A 17,357-nucleotide genomic window follows, 5' to 3' on the forward strand; every position below is an offset into this window, starting at 1 on the left:
CCATTAAGATAGTTCCTCTATTACCACATCTTTTAATTGAATGTGGCCTCGACCTTGTGTCCAACCACCCAAGCCAAAGGCCAAAACATATCGACTTTTAGGTTTTTCAATGATTTGAAAAATAGTGGAGAATTTTGTTGGCTTGTTGTAGTTTCCAACAGGAATATTAATTAATTTTTTTAAACCATGGAGAGAAATATGCCCACTTCCTGCCGTAACCTGCCCCATTACTTTAGCGGATATTTGGTAAACTCCCTCTGGAAGTGTTAAGGGAATAATTAATGCTGCATCCACCAACTGTTTAGTACTTTTTATAGCCAAAGTAGAAATATCAAAAGCAACTTTTAATTCTGATTTTTTAGATTTATTTTGCCATGCTTGCCAATTTGTCAATTGAGATAATGTTAATGGTTTTATTGAACTGGATGTAGGTGAGATTATTATAAGTTCATTATTTGAGAATATAGCATTTATTTTTTTATTTTTAAGATCGATGTCTTCTTTACTAAAAAATATATTTGCTTTTACCCGCTCATTCTCAGGTAAGTAAGCATCTTTTCGATAAGGTTTAAAATCCATATAGACAAGATGTCCGCTCAAAGCAGCTCGCTGCTGGTCTGGCTCTTTGAATAGTATTCTTAAGCCAAACGGCAGTTCTTGCATCTTTTCTAATTCTGCAGTCTCATTTTGAGAATAAGGTATATAACTATGCGCAAAATAAAAACCAATTAGAATGAAGCTTAAGCAACAAAAATAAGCCAAGGGAGTTATAAATAATAGCCACTTCAGTAAATTAAAATTCCCAAGTTTATTCCATGCCCATGTATAACCCATTACTGCAATAACAATGGATACTGAATGGATGAAAAAAGCGGATTTTGAAGCAAGATCTGTATCCTTAGCAATCATTAACATTAACAATGCAGCTGCAAAAGGAATGGCGTAACTCATAGCAAGCTGAGTCCATTTTTTTCTTCTATACGCAATAAAAAACATCAGCATTCCCAAGAATAAAATCCCTTCACTTAAAAGGAAATATGACCACCCGGTGCGAGGCCACAAACCCAGTAGCTTTGAATAACCAGCCCAGTTTTTAGCTTCCAATATAAAATAACTTGTAGCGCATAGGAATAAAACAAGGGAGGTAATTTGATACTTAGAGGTACTATAATATTTCCAACAGTCCCATATCCAATATAGAAAAAAGGTTATAAAAATAATTAGAGCAAATAAAAATCCGGAAAGTGCAGCAGAGCTCAATAGCAAAGAATAAAGTATGCTGCGCAATAGAGAGGGAGGCATGTTGTATACAACCCAGGAACCAATGATGCAGCAACAAACAAAAATATATTGTGGTAGGTAAAGGGAATAGGTCAATGGTTCTTCCATATTAAAATTAGTCAAACCATTAAAATTGAGTAAATAACCCATTGGTGCATCTGACGCTATGATAAATGGTAATAAGCTACTTAAAAAAGTAGCAAATAATAATCCTGTTATTTGTTGATATTTACTGAGCTTGAACTTATCCATTGTGATTTCAAGCATACCCAGTGCTTGCCATGAAGCCCATAAAACAGCGCAGCTATATACAGGTATGACATAACTGGCTTTAGCAATACCACGAACAATTAGTCCTAAAGGGAAATAAAATAATAGATTGTATGCAAAGCTTAGCTCTGGGAAATAAGGATTAGGAGCGGGCCATTGTTCTGCATGAGCAGCAGCTATAACTGCAGCGATTCCGTTAGGTAACTCATCGATAGGTGGTAAATGAAATACTGTACTTTTTCCAATAAGGGAGGGTAAATAAATAATTAAAATTACGCTTAAATAAGCAATTTTTATAATGAACGATGGAGTAAATCGAAAAGATTTTCTAATCCTTAGCTGTTGTGTTTTATATAAATAGAATAGGGCAACACAGGAGCAGACAGAAGCTATTAACCCTCCATATACTAATGTCCCAAAGGTGATTAAAGAAAGGAAACATAACAATGCCGTCAAGGCATAACCGGTCACAGATTCTAATGCGTCAGGAGTAATACGATTATTTAATTTCTGTGGATAAAATACTAGAAACAACCACCGAATTGCATAGCCGCTAAAAAAAAATAAATGTGCCCCGAATAATAAAGACAAAAGTAGCTTCCAGAAATCCATATTTCATCTATCCCTAAAACATTGTCCTTTTTTTGTCATTTCTATTGTGAGATAACTCTCAATAATCTCGCGACTTGTACATCTACCATTTTTTGAATCATATCTTGGATATTTACTCTTGGCTCCCAATTTAAAACCCGTCGTGCTTTGGAGGCATCTGCAACCGTCTGTGACGTTTCTAAAGGTCGAATCAGGGCTGGATCGCTGATTACATGTGCTTGCCATTCTTTACCCACATGTTGGTATGCGATAGCACATACTTCAGCTAAAGTGTGTAATTTTCCTGTACCAATCACAAAATCCTCGGGTTTATCTTGCTGCAGCATAAGCCACATTGCATGCACAAAATCGGGTGCATAACCCCAATCACGTGCAATGTTTAAATTACCCAGCGCTAATTTACCTTGTGATACCAGTGCAAGGCCTCGTTCGTTCACATCGGGTGACTTATTAATCCCGAGCTTAGCACAGGCCGCACCATAAGCTATCTTTTGGGTAAGAAAATGAAGAGGGCGACGCTCGCTTTCGTGATTGAACAAAATACCATTAACAATAAATAACCCATAGCTTTCGCGATAGATACGCATCATCTGATGGCTAAATACTTTGGAAGCAGCATAAGGATTGCTTGGATTAAAAGGTGTTTCTTCATTTTGAGGGGATATTTTAGTGTGTCCAAACATGTCTGAAGATGATGCATGGTAGCATCGTGCTTCGGGGCATAATCGACGCAAAGCTTCCAAGAGATGAATCGTTCCCATGCCATTCGCATTCAAGGTTTGATGTACTTGGGTCCAGGATTGGCCAGGGCGTGATTGGGATGCGAGATGGTAAATCTCATCGGGGCTTGAAACGTCAACTGCAGCAGAAATATCCGCTTCATTGGAAATATCCCCATAGATCATCTGTACGTTGCTTAATGGCTCGGGTATCTCTGAGCTTGCCTGAGATGTTTTACGAGCAAAGCCAAATACTTGATATCCTTTTTTTAACAACAACTCTTTGAGAAAAAAACCATCTTGGCCATTAATCCCTGTGATCAAAGCACGCCGCATAAAGACCTCACTCACTTAAACTATTTTCAGCATCCCATTTAAAACTTTTGTTTTATTTTTTTGCCAGTTTATTTGTAAAGCCGCAATAGAGTCTCTTATTGAATTTAAGAAGTCAATCTTTCGATGAGCGTAATTGCAATTACCTTTTGATTTTATTGATTCTTAATGAACTTTATATTATTTTAAGGGATGGTTGAACCCGAGGCAGATTGGGTTTTAAAGTGGGGAAAAGGATTTGCGGATGTACTTAAAATGATTTATTACTTTGCAACCATGAATGGTAATTGTCACGATCCTCAAATAATAAGAAATCATAATACATTGAGTATATACCCGTGACTTCTGAAATTGTTATAGATGTTGCTAACGTTAGCAAGCGCTATGAATCTTACTCAAAACCTCAAGATAGATTGAAGCAGGCTCTAATGTCTCGGCTCTGTCAAACAGGCGCATCTTTAGGTATTGTTAAAAATAAAAAACCTACTTACTACCAAGAATTCTGGGCATTACAAAATGTATCGGTTCAAGTGCGTAAGGGGGAAACCCTCGGAATCATTGGTCGTAATGGCAGCGGAAAAAGCACCTTATTGCAAATTATTGCGGGGATTTTAACCCCAACAAGTGGAAGTGTTATCGCTAAAGGTCGACTCGCGGCGCTCTTGGAGTTAGGCAGCGGCTTTAATCCAGAATTCACAGGAAAAGAGAATATCTTTCTTAATGGATATATATTAGGACTCAATCAAACAGAAATTCAGCAACGGTATGAGCAGATTGTCGAATTTGCTGATATTGGTGATTTCATTAATCAACCTGTAAAAACATATTCGAGCGGAATGTTTGTGCGGCTGGCTTTCGCAGTTCAAGCCCATGTTAATGCGGATATCGTTATTATTGATGAAGCACTCGCTGTGGGCGACATATTTTTCCGTCAGAAATGTTATGCTCATTTAGAAAAATTAAAAGAATCGGGTACCGTCATTTTATTAGTGTCCCATTCGATGAATGAAATAGAACAGCACTGTGAGCGAGCAATTTTATTGGAAAATGGTAAACCATTTTTTATTGGTAATGCTGTCGAGACTACAAAACATTATTATTTATTGCATCAACCCGGGTGGCAAGCAGTGCAAGAATCTTCGACAAAGCAAATAGTTCCAGAGCAGCGCATACAAGAGGCTCATTCTAATAAAACAGATATTTGGGATGACAATTCTATATTTATGGATGCTTCTCAACTAAAGCAAGTTACCAATCATATGGCCAAATGCACACGATATGTTTTATGTGATAAGTTGGGGAATCCGTGTACCCGATTTTCTCAAGGTGACGTAGCAGTTTTTTATTACGAATTTCTTTTATTACAGGCTATAGCTATTCCTCTGGGGGGTATTGTCATTCGAAATGATAAAGGCATCATTGTTCATGGTAAAGGTTCTTTAGAACACAATGTCGATGTTTCTTCTGAACATTTCAAAGCAGGGACGCTTATTCGCTGCAAACAAATGATTACTTTAAAATTACAGCCGGGCGAGTATAGCTTTGAATTAGGATTCGCTAGTATTGATTCCAAGAGTTATAAAGATAAATCTTTCCTGAAGCATGAAGAACTATTCAGTCAAATTATTCGAATCTGTCATTTACCCGATGCTGGTGTTCTGAGTGTAAGAATGCGTACTGGCGAACGCTCCGGTCCACCATTAACTCACCATGGAATTGTTGATTTACCAGGAAAATTCATGTTTGATTTTTCGCAACATGATGAAAAAATTATCGTTAGCTCAATCAGTTGAAATATCCAAGAAACGAAATATAGCCTATGCAGTATTGGGTAACTATGAATAAGCATCCTTCGGATAGAAGATAGTTAATAGACCATTGGCTCTAACGAACTAAAACTATGCAATAAGCAAAAACTATTATTGATGATTTAGATTTGAATTTGAGATGCGGCTAGCATTATCCACAGGATTCACTGGAGTGTAATTATTTAAGGCTACTCCATGGTCTGCGGACTTGTGGATAATGTGGGCTCTGAGAGTTAGGTGCTAAATTTTAGACCCATTACCCCTTCGAGGGAGTCTTCTACCAGGTCAGGGGAGAATGGGGTAGAGCAAAGATTACGAAAATAGATTAATAAACTCCTTGGAACAGGAGTTCACATAGAAGGGGCTTACGCTTTATGTTAAAAACTAAGCAATTATTAGGAAAACTTCTTTCTGATCAAATTAAGCAAAAATCTCTTAAATCGCCAATCAAAGATGTGGAATTTGCTGTTTATTCACAGTTTGGAGAAGACGGTATTATTCAGTTTATTACACATCATTTAGCAGACGCCATAAAAAATAAGATATTTATTGAAATTGGTGTGGAAGATTACACTGAAGCAAATACTCGTTTTTTACTAGAAAATAATAACTGGGAAGGCATTATTATTGACTGTTGTGAAAAGAGCATTAACAGCATTAAAGCAAGCAATTTTTTCTGGCGAAATAATCTTTTTGCTAAGAAACATTATATTACGAAAGATAATATTCATAGTGTTATAAGTGAATTGGATGTACCTGACGAGATCGGGCTATTTTCATTGGATATTGATGGTAATGATTATTGGGTCCTGAAAAGTCTGATGGAATGCAATCCAAAATTTGAACCGGCGATTATTATTTTGGAATACAATAGTTTCTTTGGCAAGGAACTATCGGTATCTATCCCTTATAAAGAAAATTTTACTTGGAATACAACCTATCCACCAACTTATTTTGGAGCGTCTCTTCGTGCCTATTACGATTTATTGAAAAATCACGGGTATGTTCTTATAGGATCTACTATGGCGGGGAATAACGCCTTTTTTGTGCATAATAATGTTAACCAAGGAAAACTAGAGGCACTCAGTGTTGAACAAGCTTATCGAAGAGCATTGTTTAATTTAATGCCCTGTTACACAAAAGATAAATTTGTAGAACAATTAAAGTCCTTACGCTATTTACAAGTTATTAATCTGAAAGACAATCAACCTTTACGTTTGACCGGAACGGAGCTTACCAGTAACACAGTATTAGAAGAATTTAATTGCATTAAAGATTTTTTGGTATACGAGGATATTCAGTTCCTTAAAAATGCTTATCGTTATTTATTATGTCGAGAACCAGATGAAAATGAATTTCAAAACTTCCTACCTCAACTAAATCAAGGAGTCCCGCGAGAAGAAATACTCCACGCCATTCGATTTTCTGAGGAAGGAAATAAAATAAATGTTATCCTGCTCGATTTAAAGGAGCAGATGTTTGTCTAGCTTAAGCAAATAAGGTTTCCGCTGTTAATGGGAATTTCTAGAGCTCAGAAATAGATTGTAATACTTCTTTTTTTTTCTAAAAATTTTCTTTGATAGCGTGATTAATATGATCTTGAAGCTTTTTGTGGCGTTGTTATTCAGAGTTATTTATCAATTATTGTTTACAAAATTTCCATGTGATGTTTTTATTGTATTCACTAAAAAAAGTAAGATATACTGCAAATAAGAAGTTGTATCGGATTTGGGTTAGGTGATTATGCTCGTGGATTGAACTGCTTTCCCCTGTCTTAAGTATGTTTTATTTTTTCAGATTGACTGAGTATGAGCATATTTTTTTTTGAAAAAGCTTCGGTGGGTATTTAGATTTTATCATGTAGTCAATGCAAGTCACTTTCCTGTATGTTTATCAAAAAAGTCCTATTCTGATACATTTTGCATTTGCTAACTTGGGAAAAGATGTGCATAGGTACATTGAAGAATTATTGATTAAAATTATCTTTCATCGAGGTTCTCCCTCGCACTTGTGCATCATCAAAGGACAATATTAGTTTGCAAGAGCTCTAATAAGAGGCGCAGCCCCAAAAATAAAGGAATCCAAATGAGAAAATGTTGGTGTGGGACTACAAAAAATTTAAGTAAATTTGGACCAAATTATGGATTTTGTCTTGATTGCCAGACTCTGGTTTCACAGGCCGGACTTAATGATGAGGAGTTATTAGTAAAGGATGATGAAACGGATTTTTATGGAAAAAAATATTGGATTGAGCACCAGACCCACGATCTAGAACAAGCAGATATTTTTACTCGCTCCAGAACTGATTTAATCGAAAGAAACTTACATTGGATGCAGACCTTACTTAAATATCAAAGCCCTCCGGCCAAGGTACTTGAAATAGGCTGTTGCCACGGCAGCTTTGTTGCGTTGATGAAACAAGCAGGTTATATGGCGTGCGGATTAGAACTCAGTCCTTGGGTTATTGAATATGGCCAACATATTTTTGATGTTCCTATATTGCTAGGGCCAGTTGAACAAGCTAAGCTTGAGCCGGCAAGTTTTGATGTCATTGCATTAATGGATGTGCTTGAGCATTTACCCGACCCGGAAAAAACAATGCGACTTTGCCTTCAATTACTTAAGCCCGGGGGCTGCTTAATCATTCAAACGCCTCAATTCAAAGAAAATGATGTCTATGAAAATCTGAAAGCTGCTAGAGCTCCTTTTTTACAACTGTTAACGCATGATGAACATCTCTATTTATTCAGTCAAACATCAATCAAGCGTTTGTTCTCTAAATTAGGGGCAAATCATATTGCTTTTGAGCCGGCAATATTTGCTCACTATGATATGTTCCTGATTGTTAGCCGTCAACCTCTTAATCCACATTCTCAAGATGAGATTGAAAAGAGTCTTCTTGCAACTGCAAGTGGAAGGATGACCCTGGCATTATTAGATCTTCGCTCTAATTTTTTAAAGTGTCAGAATTCATTAACTGAAGTAGAGGCTGATCGTGCTGAACGGGGGAAACACATTCAATTGTTGTCCACATGGCTTACTGATGCCCGTCAAGAAGTAGAGGAGCTTCAAGAGTATAAAACAAATGCTGAAGCCCAAATTCACTCATTGACCACATGGCTTACTGATGCGCGTCAAGAGGTAGAGGTTCTTCAAGAGTATAAAACAAACGCGGATGCTCAAATCCACTCATTGACCACATGGCTTACTGATGCGCGTCAAGAGGTAGAGGTTCTTCAAGAGTATAAAACAAACGCGGATGCTCAAATCCACTCATTGACCACATGGCTCACTGATGCGCGTCAAGAGGTTGGAGTTCTTCAAGAGTATAAAACAAATGCGGATGCTCAAGTTCAGTCGTTGACTATATGGCTTACTGAAGCGCGTCAAGAGGTAGAGGTTCTTCAAGAGTATAAAACACATGCTGATGCTCAAATTCAATCATTGACAGTCCAGCTTACCGACGCACAGAATTTGCTCTCCTTACCGCTAATAAAAATTGCTCTTAAGACTCTCAATACATGGAATAACCTTTTTACAAAAGTACAATTTTTTAAGAGAATTAAAAATGAAGCAAGAAAATAATCTGCCAAAAATTTCTATTGTGACTCCCTCATATAACCAAGGCTCTTTTCTTCGGCAATGTATTGAATCCGTTCTCTCTCAAAATTATCCAAACTTGGAATATATTATTATTGATGGTGGATCCCATGATGATTCCTTATCAATTATTCATGAATTTGAGCCTTATCTTACTTATTGGGTAAGTGAGCCAGATAAAGGTCAAAGCGATGCAATAAATAAAGGATTCATGAAAGCATCTGGAGAGTTAGTTGCTTGGCTTAATTCCGATGACTACTATCTTCCAGGCGCGTTTGAACAAGTGGTCAATGCGTATCAAATAAATCCACACGCTCCCTTTTTTTTCGGAGATGGATTTCGAGTTTCGAAAACAGGGGAAATACGAACTCGGTTCTTCCCTAAAAACAGTTTAACTTTTGACCGTGCTGCATTAGTTATGGGTTTGAACTATATCTTGCAACCTTCGACATTTATGAATCGCCATTGTTTAGAACAAATAGGGTATCTTAATGTGGAATTAGAGTATGGAATGGATTTTGATTTGTGGATGCGTCTTTCCACATTAGGTGATCCTCATCCTATCCATGGTGTTTTGTCTGCAAATCGGGAATATAACACCACTAAAACCTCAACAGGTTCATTCAAACGCATAGAAGAACTTCGACGTATCTCAATGCAACATTCGGGACTGGAGATGACTCCAGGCGTTTTGCGTTATATGTTGGATAATCTTTATAAATTTGCAAAAAAAAATGAAGATATTTTTCCTGGATGGTATCAAAAAGACATCATAAAATTTGGGAAGAAAACAGGACAGTTAATGGCACAATTTAATGCAAACAAAAATGGTTTTCCACGAAGATCATTAATAAGCCTTCTCAAAAACAAGATAAAATAAATACATGGAATTACGATATGATTATAGGAATTGAACTTCGCCAATTAGTGATTGGTGCTTCTGGAGGCATTTCTCAGCTAGTGAAAGGGATTTGTGAATCGATGTTTATCCTCTATCCAGAGCATCAATTTTTAGTATTTTGTACTCCTTTTAATAGAGCCATGCTGGAGTCTCACTCAGAAAACATTCGTTTTTTTACTTTATCGAGTACTACTTTTTTCTCTGATTTGGATAGAATTGCGGCTGAAAATAACCTTGATGTTCTTTTTCGTACTTATCCTATGGAAGATACATTACAGTTTCCATTAAACAAGCAAATTTTTTTAATCCCTGATATACAACACGAAGTTTATCCTGAGTTTTTCTCTAAAAAAGTACTTCAATCTAGAAGATCATCCTTTTCAAAAGCACTGACTCAGGCAGGAGCTATCGGCACTATATCAGAATTTGCAAAAAAATCCCTTTATGATTTTCCCCAAACAAAATGCAACGATATTTTTCTTATGGAACCCTCTTTACAAAAAGTCCATAGTCTAACAACAACCGAAGATTGTTTGACTGATAAAGAAAAGGCTTTGATTCCTAAAACGCCATTTTTCTTCTTTCCTGCAAATATCTGGAAGCATAAAAATCATATTCGATTGCTGCAAGCTTTTCGTTTCCTTTTAAAAAATAATCGTGATTTAAATGTGACTCTTGTTTTAACTGGTAATAGAGATGGGTGGAAAAAGCTTCATAAAAACAACAAGGACTTGCCTGTTTTACATCTGGGCTTTATTCGGCCTGAATTTTTTCGAATACTTATGGAACGCGCCCAAGCATTGGTTTTTTTCACACTCTACGAAGGCTTTGGGATACCTTTATTAGAAGCTTTTAATACAGGTACCCCCGTTTTATGCAGTAATACTACCAGTCTTCCTGAAGTAGGGGGGGATGCTGTGATTACGTGCTCTCCTTTAGATATCTCAGCAATGGCTTATGCTATGAAAGAGATTCTGCAAAATAATGAGTTGCGTGAAACACTAGTTCAACGTGGTAAAGCACGATTAAATGCATATTCTTGGGAGCGATCAGCACATAATTTATTTGCGGCTTGTGCTCGAGTTGCAGAAAAGACCAGACAAAAGGTCTATGAAGAATCGACATCAAAAAACTTACCCTTAGTATCTATTATCACTCCCTCTTTTAATCAAGGAAGATTTCTCAAGCGCACCATAGATAGTGTACTTACCCAAGACTATCCTCATATTGAATATATTGTAATTGATGGAGGCTCTACTGATAATTCCGTAGATATTCTTCGTTCTTATACTGATCGGTTTTTTTGGAGTTCAGAGCCAGATAATGGACAAACTCATGCCATTAATAAAGGTATGAAGCAGGCAAAGGGAGAAATTCTTGCTTATTTGAACTCTGATGATGTGTTAACTCCCGGCGCTATTCGGAAAGTTGTTGATTTTTTTCTGAATCATCCGCACTGTGATATGGTTTATGGTCAGGCAGATTATATTGATGAACATGATAATATCATTGGTACTTATAAGACGGATGAATATTCATTTAATAGATTGTCCCAAGACTGCATGATATGTCAGCCTTCTGCTTTTTGGCGACGTCGTGTAGTCGAAGAAATTGGATTTTTTGATGAACAACTCCATTTTGTTATGGATTATGACTTCTGGTTACGTATTGCAAAAGCCAACATGGATATCCAGTTTTTGCACGAAAAACTTTCCTGTTCACGCTTATATCCAGAAACTAAGACTCTTTCGGGGCGTATCAAGATCTATCAAGAAATATTTAGCATATGCAAACATCATATTGGTCATACACATCTCAATTATTACCAGGGATACTGGCACCACTTGATTTATGAGAAAAAAAATGCAATCAGTAAGATAGTTGGCTTATTATCCATTAAAGGGATACATCATCCTATCAGCAAGCTACATTACCATTGGTCACGTCGGACTCAGAGCCTTTCAAATCTGACTAAAAGAATTAAAGAATTTGGAAAAACTTCTCTCAAAAAAATTCGTTTTATCAATAAAACTATTTCAAAATCTAACATTCGTGGTTTTTTTTCGGATAATTGGCTCTCAAAAGAATTTTCATGTAACTCGGGCAAGAGAGCCGTTGGAGAAACTCTCTACATAGGTGGAGTTACGCCAATGGACTCAACCATGCTTATTATGGCAGGTAAAAAAAGAGTAGGTCAGTTTCAATTTACTGCCCATCAGTACCAACAAGTATCTATTCCCAATGAGTTAGTAAATAACAAACGAATTTATATACAATTCACTGAGTCTTTTATCGATGCTGCAGGTAGAGAGCTCGCATTCTTACTTCATGATACGAATTTTTTTTCCGAACGAGATACCTGGGTAACTTGAGTTTGGTGAGCAGCTATAAGAGATAAACTGCTTTTAAATATTGTTCTCTTTATTATGAGTGTGCTATCTTGAGCAAACGAAAATGCTTTATTAAATATAGGAATTATAAGGATTAATTATGAAAAAGAAGGATTTTTTTGGAGGATTTTTTTTAGGCATAATCGTGGGCGTGATAAGTTTATCTGCTCTGAAATACCCGGGAATTGCACAGAAGACTGAGGCTGATTCAGTACAGGGTATGCAAAAGATCCCTAATGATAAAACGATGAATGTATCTTCAGAAGATGCGCGTTTGCACAATTTATCTCGAGCCGAGATAAAAATTATTAATGTAAGCAATTCATATCCCGAAGAGAAGAGTGGTGATAATTGGTGGTATTGGGTTAAAGATAAGATTGTTTTCCAATTGGAACCCTCCGATGCATCTTCAGAAATGAAAAAAATAAGGTTATTTTTTGAATATGGGATACATGGAGATCAGCAATTAACCATTTATTTGTGGGACAAGAATGACCCCTATAAAATTGTGCTTAATGCAAAAAACGGAGAACGATCCGTTTATGATAAAGTACTTGATATTTCCCCTGCATCGTTGACTAAACTTACCATTGTGACTAATGGAGCAGCTAAGCCTTTAAGCAAAACCGATTCAAGGCGTGCTGCTTATACTATTTCTAATTTAAAAGTTACCCCAGTATAAGTCGACGAAGAGTTGAAGAGCATTGGCCTTACAAAAACAATTAAAATTAAAAGAATCTAAATCACGTGCGGATAATTAAATTTTTTAAGGAATTAAAATGAGGCAAGAAAATAATCTGCCAAAGGTTTCTATTGTGACTCCCTCATTTAACCAAGGCTCTTTTCTTCGGCAGTGTATTGAATCCGTACTCTCTCAAAATTATCCAAACTTGGAGTATATTATTATTGATGGTGGATCTCATGACGATTCCTTATCAATTATCCATGAATTTGAGCCTTATCTTACTTATTGGGTAAGTGAGCCAGATAAAGGCCAAAGCGATGCAATAAATAAAGGGTTCATGAAAGCATCTGGAGAGGTGGTTGCTTGGCTTAATTCCGATGATTACTACCTTCCAGGCGCGTTTGAACAAGTGGTCAATGCGTACCAAATAAATCCACACTCTCCCTTTTTCTTCGGAGATGGATTTCGTGTTTCGGCAACAGGCGAAGTATTGGCCCATTTTTTCCCCAAGAACAGCTTGACTTTCGACCGTGATGCATTAGTTATGGGTTTGAACTATATCTTGCAACCTTCAACATTTATGAATCGCCATTGTTTAGAACAAATAGGGTATCTTAATGTGGAATTAGAGTATGGAATGGATTCTGATTTGTGGATGCGGCTGTCAGCATTGGGTGATCCTCATCCTGTCGATGCTGTTTTGTCTGCAAGCCGAGAATATGCTGCGACTAAAACCTCTATAGGTTCGTTTAAACGCATAGAAGAACTCCGACGGATCTCAATGCAACATTCTGGATTCGAAATGACTCCCGGTGTTCTGTGTTATCTGCTTGATACCTTATATAAATTTGCAAAAAATAACGAAAATATCTTTCCTGGATGGTACCAAGAAGACATCATCAAACTTTGGGAAAAAACAGGACGGTTGATGGCTCAATTTAATGCAGGAAGTGATGGTTTCCCACAAAGATCGCCATAAGCCTTTTCTCTCAAACATAAAGTAAAATCAATGAGTGTAAATTTTTCAATACAGAAACATGGCGATAGTTAATGAATATATTAGATACGAAAATATCTGAAGTGAAAATTATAGAACCTCGAGTTCATGGTGATGAGCGTGGTTTTTTTTTCGAATCATTTCAAGCTGCTCGATATGCGGCATTACTGGGCATACACGATACTTTTGTTCAGGATAATTTATCGAGGTCGCGTAAAGGAGTTTTGCGAGGCTTACATTACCAATATCAGCATGCTCAGGGAAAATTGGTTTCTGTTTTGGCTGGAGAAGTCTTTGATGTGGCTGTTGATATCCGGTTAGGCTCACCAACTTTTGGATTGTGGGTAGGTGTCATTCTTTCTGGAGAGAATAAGCGCCAACTTTGGATCCCCAAAGGCTTTGCCCATGGGTTTTATGTTTTAAGCCCTACTGCCGATTTTTTTTATAAATGCACAGACTTTTATCATCCAGAAAGTGAATTGTCGATTAATTATCGCGATCCAGAATTGGGTATCAATTGGCCTCTATCTGATGATGTGCAGCTTTCGGCAAAAGATATTCAAGCAAGCCCTTTGAACTTAATCGATCGCCAATTTCTGCCGAGATTTCTATGAAAATATTAGTTATAGGGGCTAATGGTCAGGTTGGTTCAGAAATTATTCGGCTGTTTATGTCAACAGAACATCAAATTGTTCCTTTGACGCGAAAAGAATTTGACTGTGTTCAGGTCAGTGAAGTGATCTCAACTCTTTCTTTGATTCAACCTGAATTGATTATTAATGCATCTGCATATACGGCTGTAGACAAAGCTGAAGATGAAGTGATGTTGGCTCATATGATTAATGCAGAGTTTGTGCGGCAGTTAGCTCTATATTGTGCCCCGAAAAAAATAAGCTTAATTCATTTGTCCACGGATTATGTTTTTGATGGTACCAGGAAAGGTGCTTACCGCGAGACAGATATTACTCATCCTCAGGGTGTTTATGCTCAATCCAAATTAGCAGGCGAACAAGCAATTATCTCACAACTCAAGGAGCATATCATATTACGTGTGAGTTGGGTCTTTGGCGTGTATGGAACAAATTTTGTAAAAACAATTTTAAAACTGGCTTCATCGAGAGAGGAACTGAGCGTCGTTGCAGACCAATGGGGTAGGCCAACTGCAGCGCAAGATATTGCCAGGGTAGTACTGGCGATTGTAGCGAAAATAAGTACGCCATCTTTTAACGATTGGGGGATTTACCATTATGCGGGGACGGGTATAACTAATTGGTATGAATTCTCACGTTTTTTTATTGATCTTGCCAAGAAAAAAGGAATGAGTTTGACGCTCACTCATTTAAGGCCCATAAAATCGGAAGAATATGTGACTAAAGCGGTAAGGCCAAAAAATTCAGTTTTAAATACAACAAAAATCGAGCAAATATTAAATATTCAATGCCAAAGTTGGAAGGATTATTTACCAGGAGTAGTGGAGCATCTCATGGAGCAAAATATCTCATAACGAATCGCTTGGCCCCATTATACTTACTACTCCACGCCAAGTTTGTCTTTTATCATTTTTGTTCAATTAACTGAAGTAAATAAGTTCCATAACTATTTTTACTTAGTTTAAGACCAATTTCTTTAAGCATTTCTGCGCTTATCCAATTGTTTTTGTAAGCGATTTCTTCTAAACAAGCGATTTTCAATCCTTGACGATGTTCAATAGTTTGTACAAAGGAACTTGCGGCTAAAAGACTTTCAGGAGTACCCGTATCTAACCAGGCAAATCCACGTCCAAGTAGCTCGACGTGAAGATTTCCGCATTCAAGGTAGAACTGATTAATACACGATATTTCCAGTTCACCCCGATAGGATGGGCGTACTTGTTTGGCAAGGTTTATCACTTGATTATCATAAAAATAAAGTCCGGTTATAGCATAGTTTGATTTAGGATTTGTTGGCTTTTCTTCAATTAATATTGCTTTCATGTGCTCGTCAAAAGAGACAACGCCAAAGTGTTCGGGGTCTTTTACTGGATAAGCAAAAATAGTGGCTCCTGTTTGACGTGCGGAAATTTCTTGTAATTTTTTTGTAAATCCAAGCCCATAAAATATATTGTCACCTAATACCAAACACACATTATCTTGACCTATAAACTCTTCACCAATAATAAAGGCTTGTACTAAGCCATCTGGACTGGGTTGTAATGCATACTGTATTTTTATGCCAAATTGTTCCCCATTTCCTAAGATTCGTTGATATGCTGGGCGATCTTCGGGGGTAGTAATCACAAGAATTTCACGAATACCCGCTAACATGAGAACTGATAAGGGATAATAAATCATGGGCTTATCATAAATAGGAAGTAATTGTTTTGAGATGCCCTGCGTTATAGGGTAAAGACGTGTACCTGAGCCTCCTGCGAGCACGATTCCTTTCATGTTGATAATTCCTTTTCAGTAACTCGTAATTGTTTCTGTTGTAGAAGTTTGTTTAGAATATTTTGGCACCAACTTTGATTATTTAAATACCATTCCACTGTTTTCCGTATTCCTGTTTCAAAGGTTTCTCTGGGCTTCCATCCTAATTCCCGTTGAATTTTTGTTGCATCAATAGCATAACGTAGATCATGGCCTGAGCGGTCTTTAACGTACGTAATTAAGTCTTTGTAGAAAGAAATATGTGCTGGTTTTTGGGGGACTAATTCTTCTAATAGATCACATACTGTATGAACTACTTCAATATTTTGTTTCTCATTATTCCCGCCAATATTATAGGTAGAACCTATTACCCCATTTTTTAAAACCATGTAAAGAGCATGAACATGATCATTGACATACAACCAATCTCGAATTTGCGTTCCATTGCCATACACGGGTAAATTTTTTCCAGCAAGGGCATTCAGAATTATAACCGGAATTAATTTTTCAGGATATTGATAAGGACCATAATTATTAGAACAATTCGTTATTATTGTTGGTAATCCATAAGTTCGATGCCATGCTCTAACTAAATGATCTGAACTTGCCTTACTTGCTGAGTATGGAGAGCTTGGCGCATAAGAAGTTGTCTCCGTAAAGAATTCATTTTTATTTTCAAGATCACCAAATACTTCATCTGTAGAGATATGATGAAAACGAAATGATTGGCGTTGTATTGCAGGCAATGATTGCCAATAAACGCGTGCGGCTTCAAGCAAACTATAAGTCCCAATAATATTTGTTTGTATGAACTCAGCTGGCCCGTCAATAGAGCGATCGACATGACTTTCTGCTGCTAAATGCATGATTGCATCTGGCTGAAATTTAGAAAATAGATGATTTATTTGATCGTGGGAGCGAATATCTACTTGTTGAAAAATATGACGTGGGTTGTTGATGATGCGATTAAGCGAATCTAAATTTCCAGCATAAGTCAGTTTATCAACATTGATTACTGTATCCGTAGTATTTTCAATAAGATATCGAACCACTGCAGAACCAATAAAGCCCGCGCCACCAGTAACTAGAATTTTCATTTTACTACCTTGTAAAACGTTCCTATTATCCTATCTCAAAGAGATTTAAAGGTATTTATCTTATTGATTATTGCCATTATTCTCAATGGGAGAGGAAACTGTCAAGATTAAAATTATTTATTGCATTATGGTTGCATTTCTTAGACTGAAGTTTCACCAAAATTTAAATAAATCGATATCTACAGCATGTCCGAATGCGTTCATTTTGTTCAAAACTGCATGAATGTTTTTAAAAATGCTCCTTTACCTGATTTAAAAA

At 36.8% G+C, this 17,357-nt stretch carries 13 protein-coding genes; 9 read left to right on the plus strand and 4 right to left on the minus strand.

Annotated elements, in window-relative coordinates:
* Positions 1–3: 3 nt before the first annotated feature.
* Together LXO92_RS09000 and LXO92_RS09005 are read right to left on the minus strand one after the other, a co-directional pair.
* Positions 4–2,163: a hypothetical protein gene (locus tag LXO92_RS09000; protein WP_232890824.1), complete on the minus strand. Its 2,160-nt coding sequence runs from the start codon at positions 2,161–2,163 to the stop codon at positions 4–6.
* A 41-nt stretch (positions 2,164–2,204) separates the two neighbouring features.
* On the minus strand, positions 2,205–3,218 hold the full coding sequence (locus tag LXO92_RS09005) for a GDP-mannose 4,6-dehydratase (RefSeq protein WP_232890825.1): 1,014 nt from the start codon (positions 3,216–3,218) through the stop codon (positions 2,205–2,207).
* Between the two features lie 335 nt (positions 3,219–3,553).
* On the opposite strand from LXO92_RS09005, the gene LXO92_RS09010 reads away from it, so the two are divergent.
* From LXO92_RS09010 to rfbD, 9 genes are all read left to right on the plus strand, one after another.
* The gene (locus LXO92_RS09010) at positions 3,554–5,008 is read left to right on the plus strand and encodes an ABC transporter ATP-binding protein (protein WP_232890826.1); all 1,455 of its coding nucleotides are present in this window, start codon (positions 3,554–3,556) and stop codon (positions 5,006–5,008) included.
* Between the two features lie 389 nt (positions 5,009–5,397).
* Entirely contained in the window at positions 5,398–6,510 is a 1,113-nt protein-coding gene (locus tag LXO92_RS09015; RefSeq protein WP_182352353.1) for a DUF4214 domain-containing protein, read from the plus strand.
* 598 nt (positions 6,511–7,108) lie between these two features.
* A complete protein-coding gene (locus LXO92_RS09020) occupies positions 7,109–8,608 on the plus strand; it encodes a class I SAM-dependent methyltransferase (protein WP_182352354.1) in 1,500 nt (499 codons plus the stop codon).
* Positions 8,592–9,503: a glycosyltransferase family 2 protein gene (locus LXO92_RS09025; RefSeq protein WP_232890827.1), complete on the plus strand. Its 912-nt coding sequence runs from the start codon at positions 8,592–8,594 to the stop codon at positions 9,501–9,503. Before LXO92_RS09020 ends, LXO92_RS09025 begins: the two co-directional genes overlap by 17 nt.
* A gap of 17 nt (positions 9,504–9,520) precedes the next feature.
* Positions 9,521–11,896, plus strand: coding sequence for a glycosyltransferase (locus tag LXO92_RS09030; protein WP_232890828.1), 2,376 nt, complete (start codon positions 9,521–9,523; stop codon positions 11,894–11,896).
* A 118-nt stretch (positions 11,897–12,014) separates the two neighbouring features.
* Positions 12,015–12,596 (plus strand): hypothetical protein, encoded by a 582-nt coding sequence (locus LXO92_RS09035; protein WP_232890829.1) that lies wholly within the window; start codon positions 12,015–12,017, stop codon positions 12,594–12,596.
* Between the two features lie 97 nt (positions 12,597–12,693).
* Complete coding sequence (locus LXO92_RS09040; RefSeq protein WP_232890830.1) at positions 12,694–13,578, plus strand: glycosyltransferase family 2 protein; 885 nt, start codon at positions 12,694–12,696, stop codon at positions 13,576–13,578.
* Between the two features lie 71 nt (positions 13,579–13,649).
* Positions 13,650–14,210, plus strand: coding sequence for a dTDP-4-dehydrorhamnose 3,5-epimerase (rfbC, locus tag LXO92_RS09045; protein ID WP_232890831.1), 561 nt, complete (start codon positions 13,650–13,652; stop codon positions 14,208–14,210).
* The gene (rfbD, locus tag LXO92_RS09050) at positions 14,207–15,100 is read left to right on the plus strand and encodes a dTDP-4-dehydrorhamnose reductase (RefSeq protein WP_232890832.1); all 894 of its coding nucleotides are present in this window, start codon (positions 14,207–14,209) and stop codon (positions 15,098–15,100) included. The genes rfbC and rfbD overlap by 4 nt, the downstream gene beginning before the upstream one ends.
* A 52-nt stretch (positions 15,101–15,152) precedes the next feature.
* Here rfbD and rfbA read toward each other — a convergent pair whose 3' ends face one another.
* Positions 15,153–16,022 (minus strand): glucose-1-phosphate thymidylyltransferase RfbA, encoded by an 870-nt coding sequence (gene rfbA, locus LXO92_RS09055; RefSeq protein ID WP_182352359.1) that lies wholly within the window; start codon positions 16,020–16,022, stop codon positions 15,153–15,155.
* Positions 16,019–17,098, minus strand: coding sequence for a dTDP-glucose 4,6-dehydratase (gene rfbB, locus LXO92_RS09060; protein ID WP_232890833.1), 1,080 nt, complete (start codon positions 17,096–17,098; stop codon positions 16,019–16,021). The genes rfbA and rfbB overlap by 4 nt, the downstream gene beginning before the upstream one ends.
* Positions 17,099–17,357 lie beyond the last annotated feature (259 nt).

This window comes from Legionella resiliens (assembly GCF_021344005.1).
GTDB lineage: Bacteria > Pseudomonadota > Gammaproteobacteria > Legionellales > Legionellaceae > Legionella > Legionella resiliens.

What these genes read in the sequence shown, in the direction of transcription:
- rfbA (WP_182352359.1), bottom strand. Translation starts at nt 16,022, where the DNA reads ATGAAAGGAATCGTGCTCGCAGGAGGCTCAGGTACACGTCTTTACCCT.
- LXO92_RS09005 (WP_232890825.1), bottom strand. Translation starts at nt 3,218, where the DNA reads ATGCGGCGTGCTTTGATCACAGGGATTAATGGCCAAGATGGTTTTTTT.
- LXO92_RS09030 (WP_232890828.1), top strand. Translation starts at nt 9,521, where the DNA reads ATGATTATAGGAATTGAACTTCGCCAATTAGTGATTGGTGCTTCTGGA.
- LXO92_RS09015 (WP_182352353.1), top strand. Translation starts at nt 5,398, where the DNA reads ATGTTAAAAACTAAGCAATTATTAGGAAAACTTCTTTCTGATCAAATT.
- LXO92_RS09000 (WP_232890824.1), bottom strand. Translation starts at nt 2,163, where the DNA reads ATGGATTTCTGGAAGCTACTTTTGTCTTTATTATTCGGGGCACATTTA.
- rfbD (WP_232890832.1), top strand. Translation starts at nt 14,207, where the DNA reads ATGAAAATATTAGTTATAGGGGCTAATGGTCAGGTTGGTTCAGAAATT.
- LXO92_RS09025 (WP_232890827.1), top strand. Translation starts at nt 8,592, where the DNA reads ATGAAGCAAGAAAATAATCTGCCAAAAATTTCTATTGTGACTCCCTCA.
- LXO92_RS09035 (WP_232890829.1), top strand. Translation starts at nt 12,015, where the DNA reads ATGAAAAAGAAGGATTTTTTTGGAGGATTTTTTTTAGGCATAATCGTG.
- LXO92_RS09040 (WP_232890830.1), top strand. Translation starts at nt 12,694, where the DNA reads ATGAGGCAAGAAAATAATCTGCCAAAGGTTTCTATTGTGACTCCCTCA.
- rfbB (WP_232890833.1), bottom strand. Translation starts at nt 17,098, where the DNA reads ATGAAAATTCTAGTTACTGGTGGCGCGGGCTTTATTGGTTCTGCAGTG.
- LXO92_RS09020 (WP_182352354.1), top strand. Translation starts at nt 7,109, where the DNA reads ATGAGAAAATGTTGGTGTGGGACTACAAAAAATTTAAGTAAATTTGGA.
- rfbC (WP_232890831.1), top strand. Translation starts at nt 13,650, where the DNA reads ATGAATATATTAGATACGAAAATATCTGAAGTGAAAATTATAGAACCT.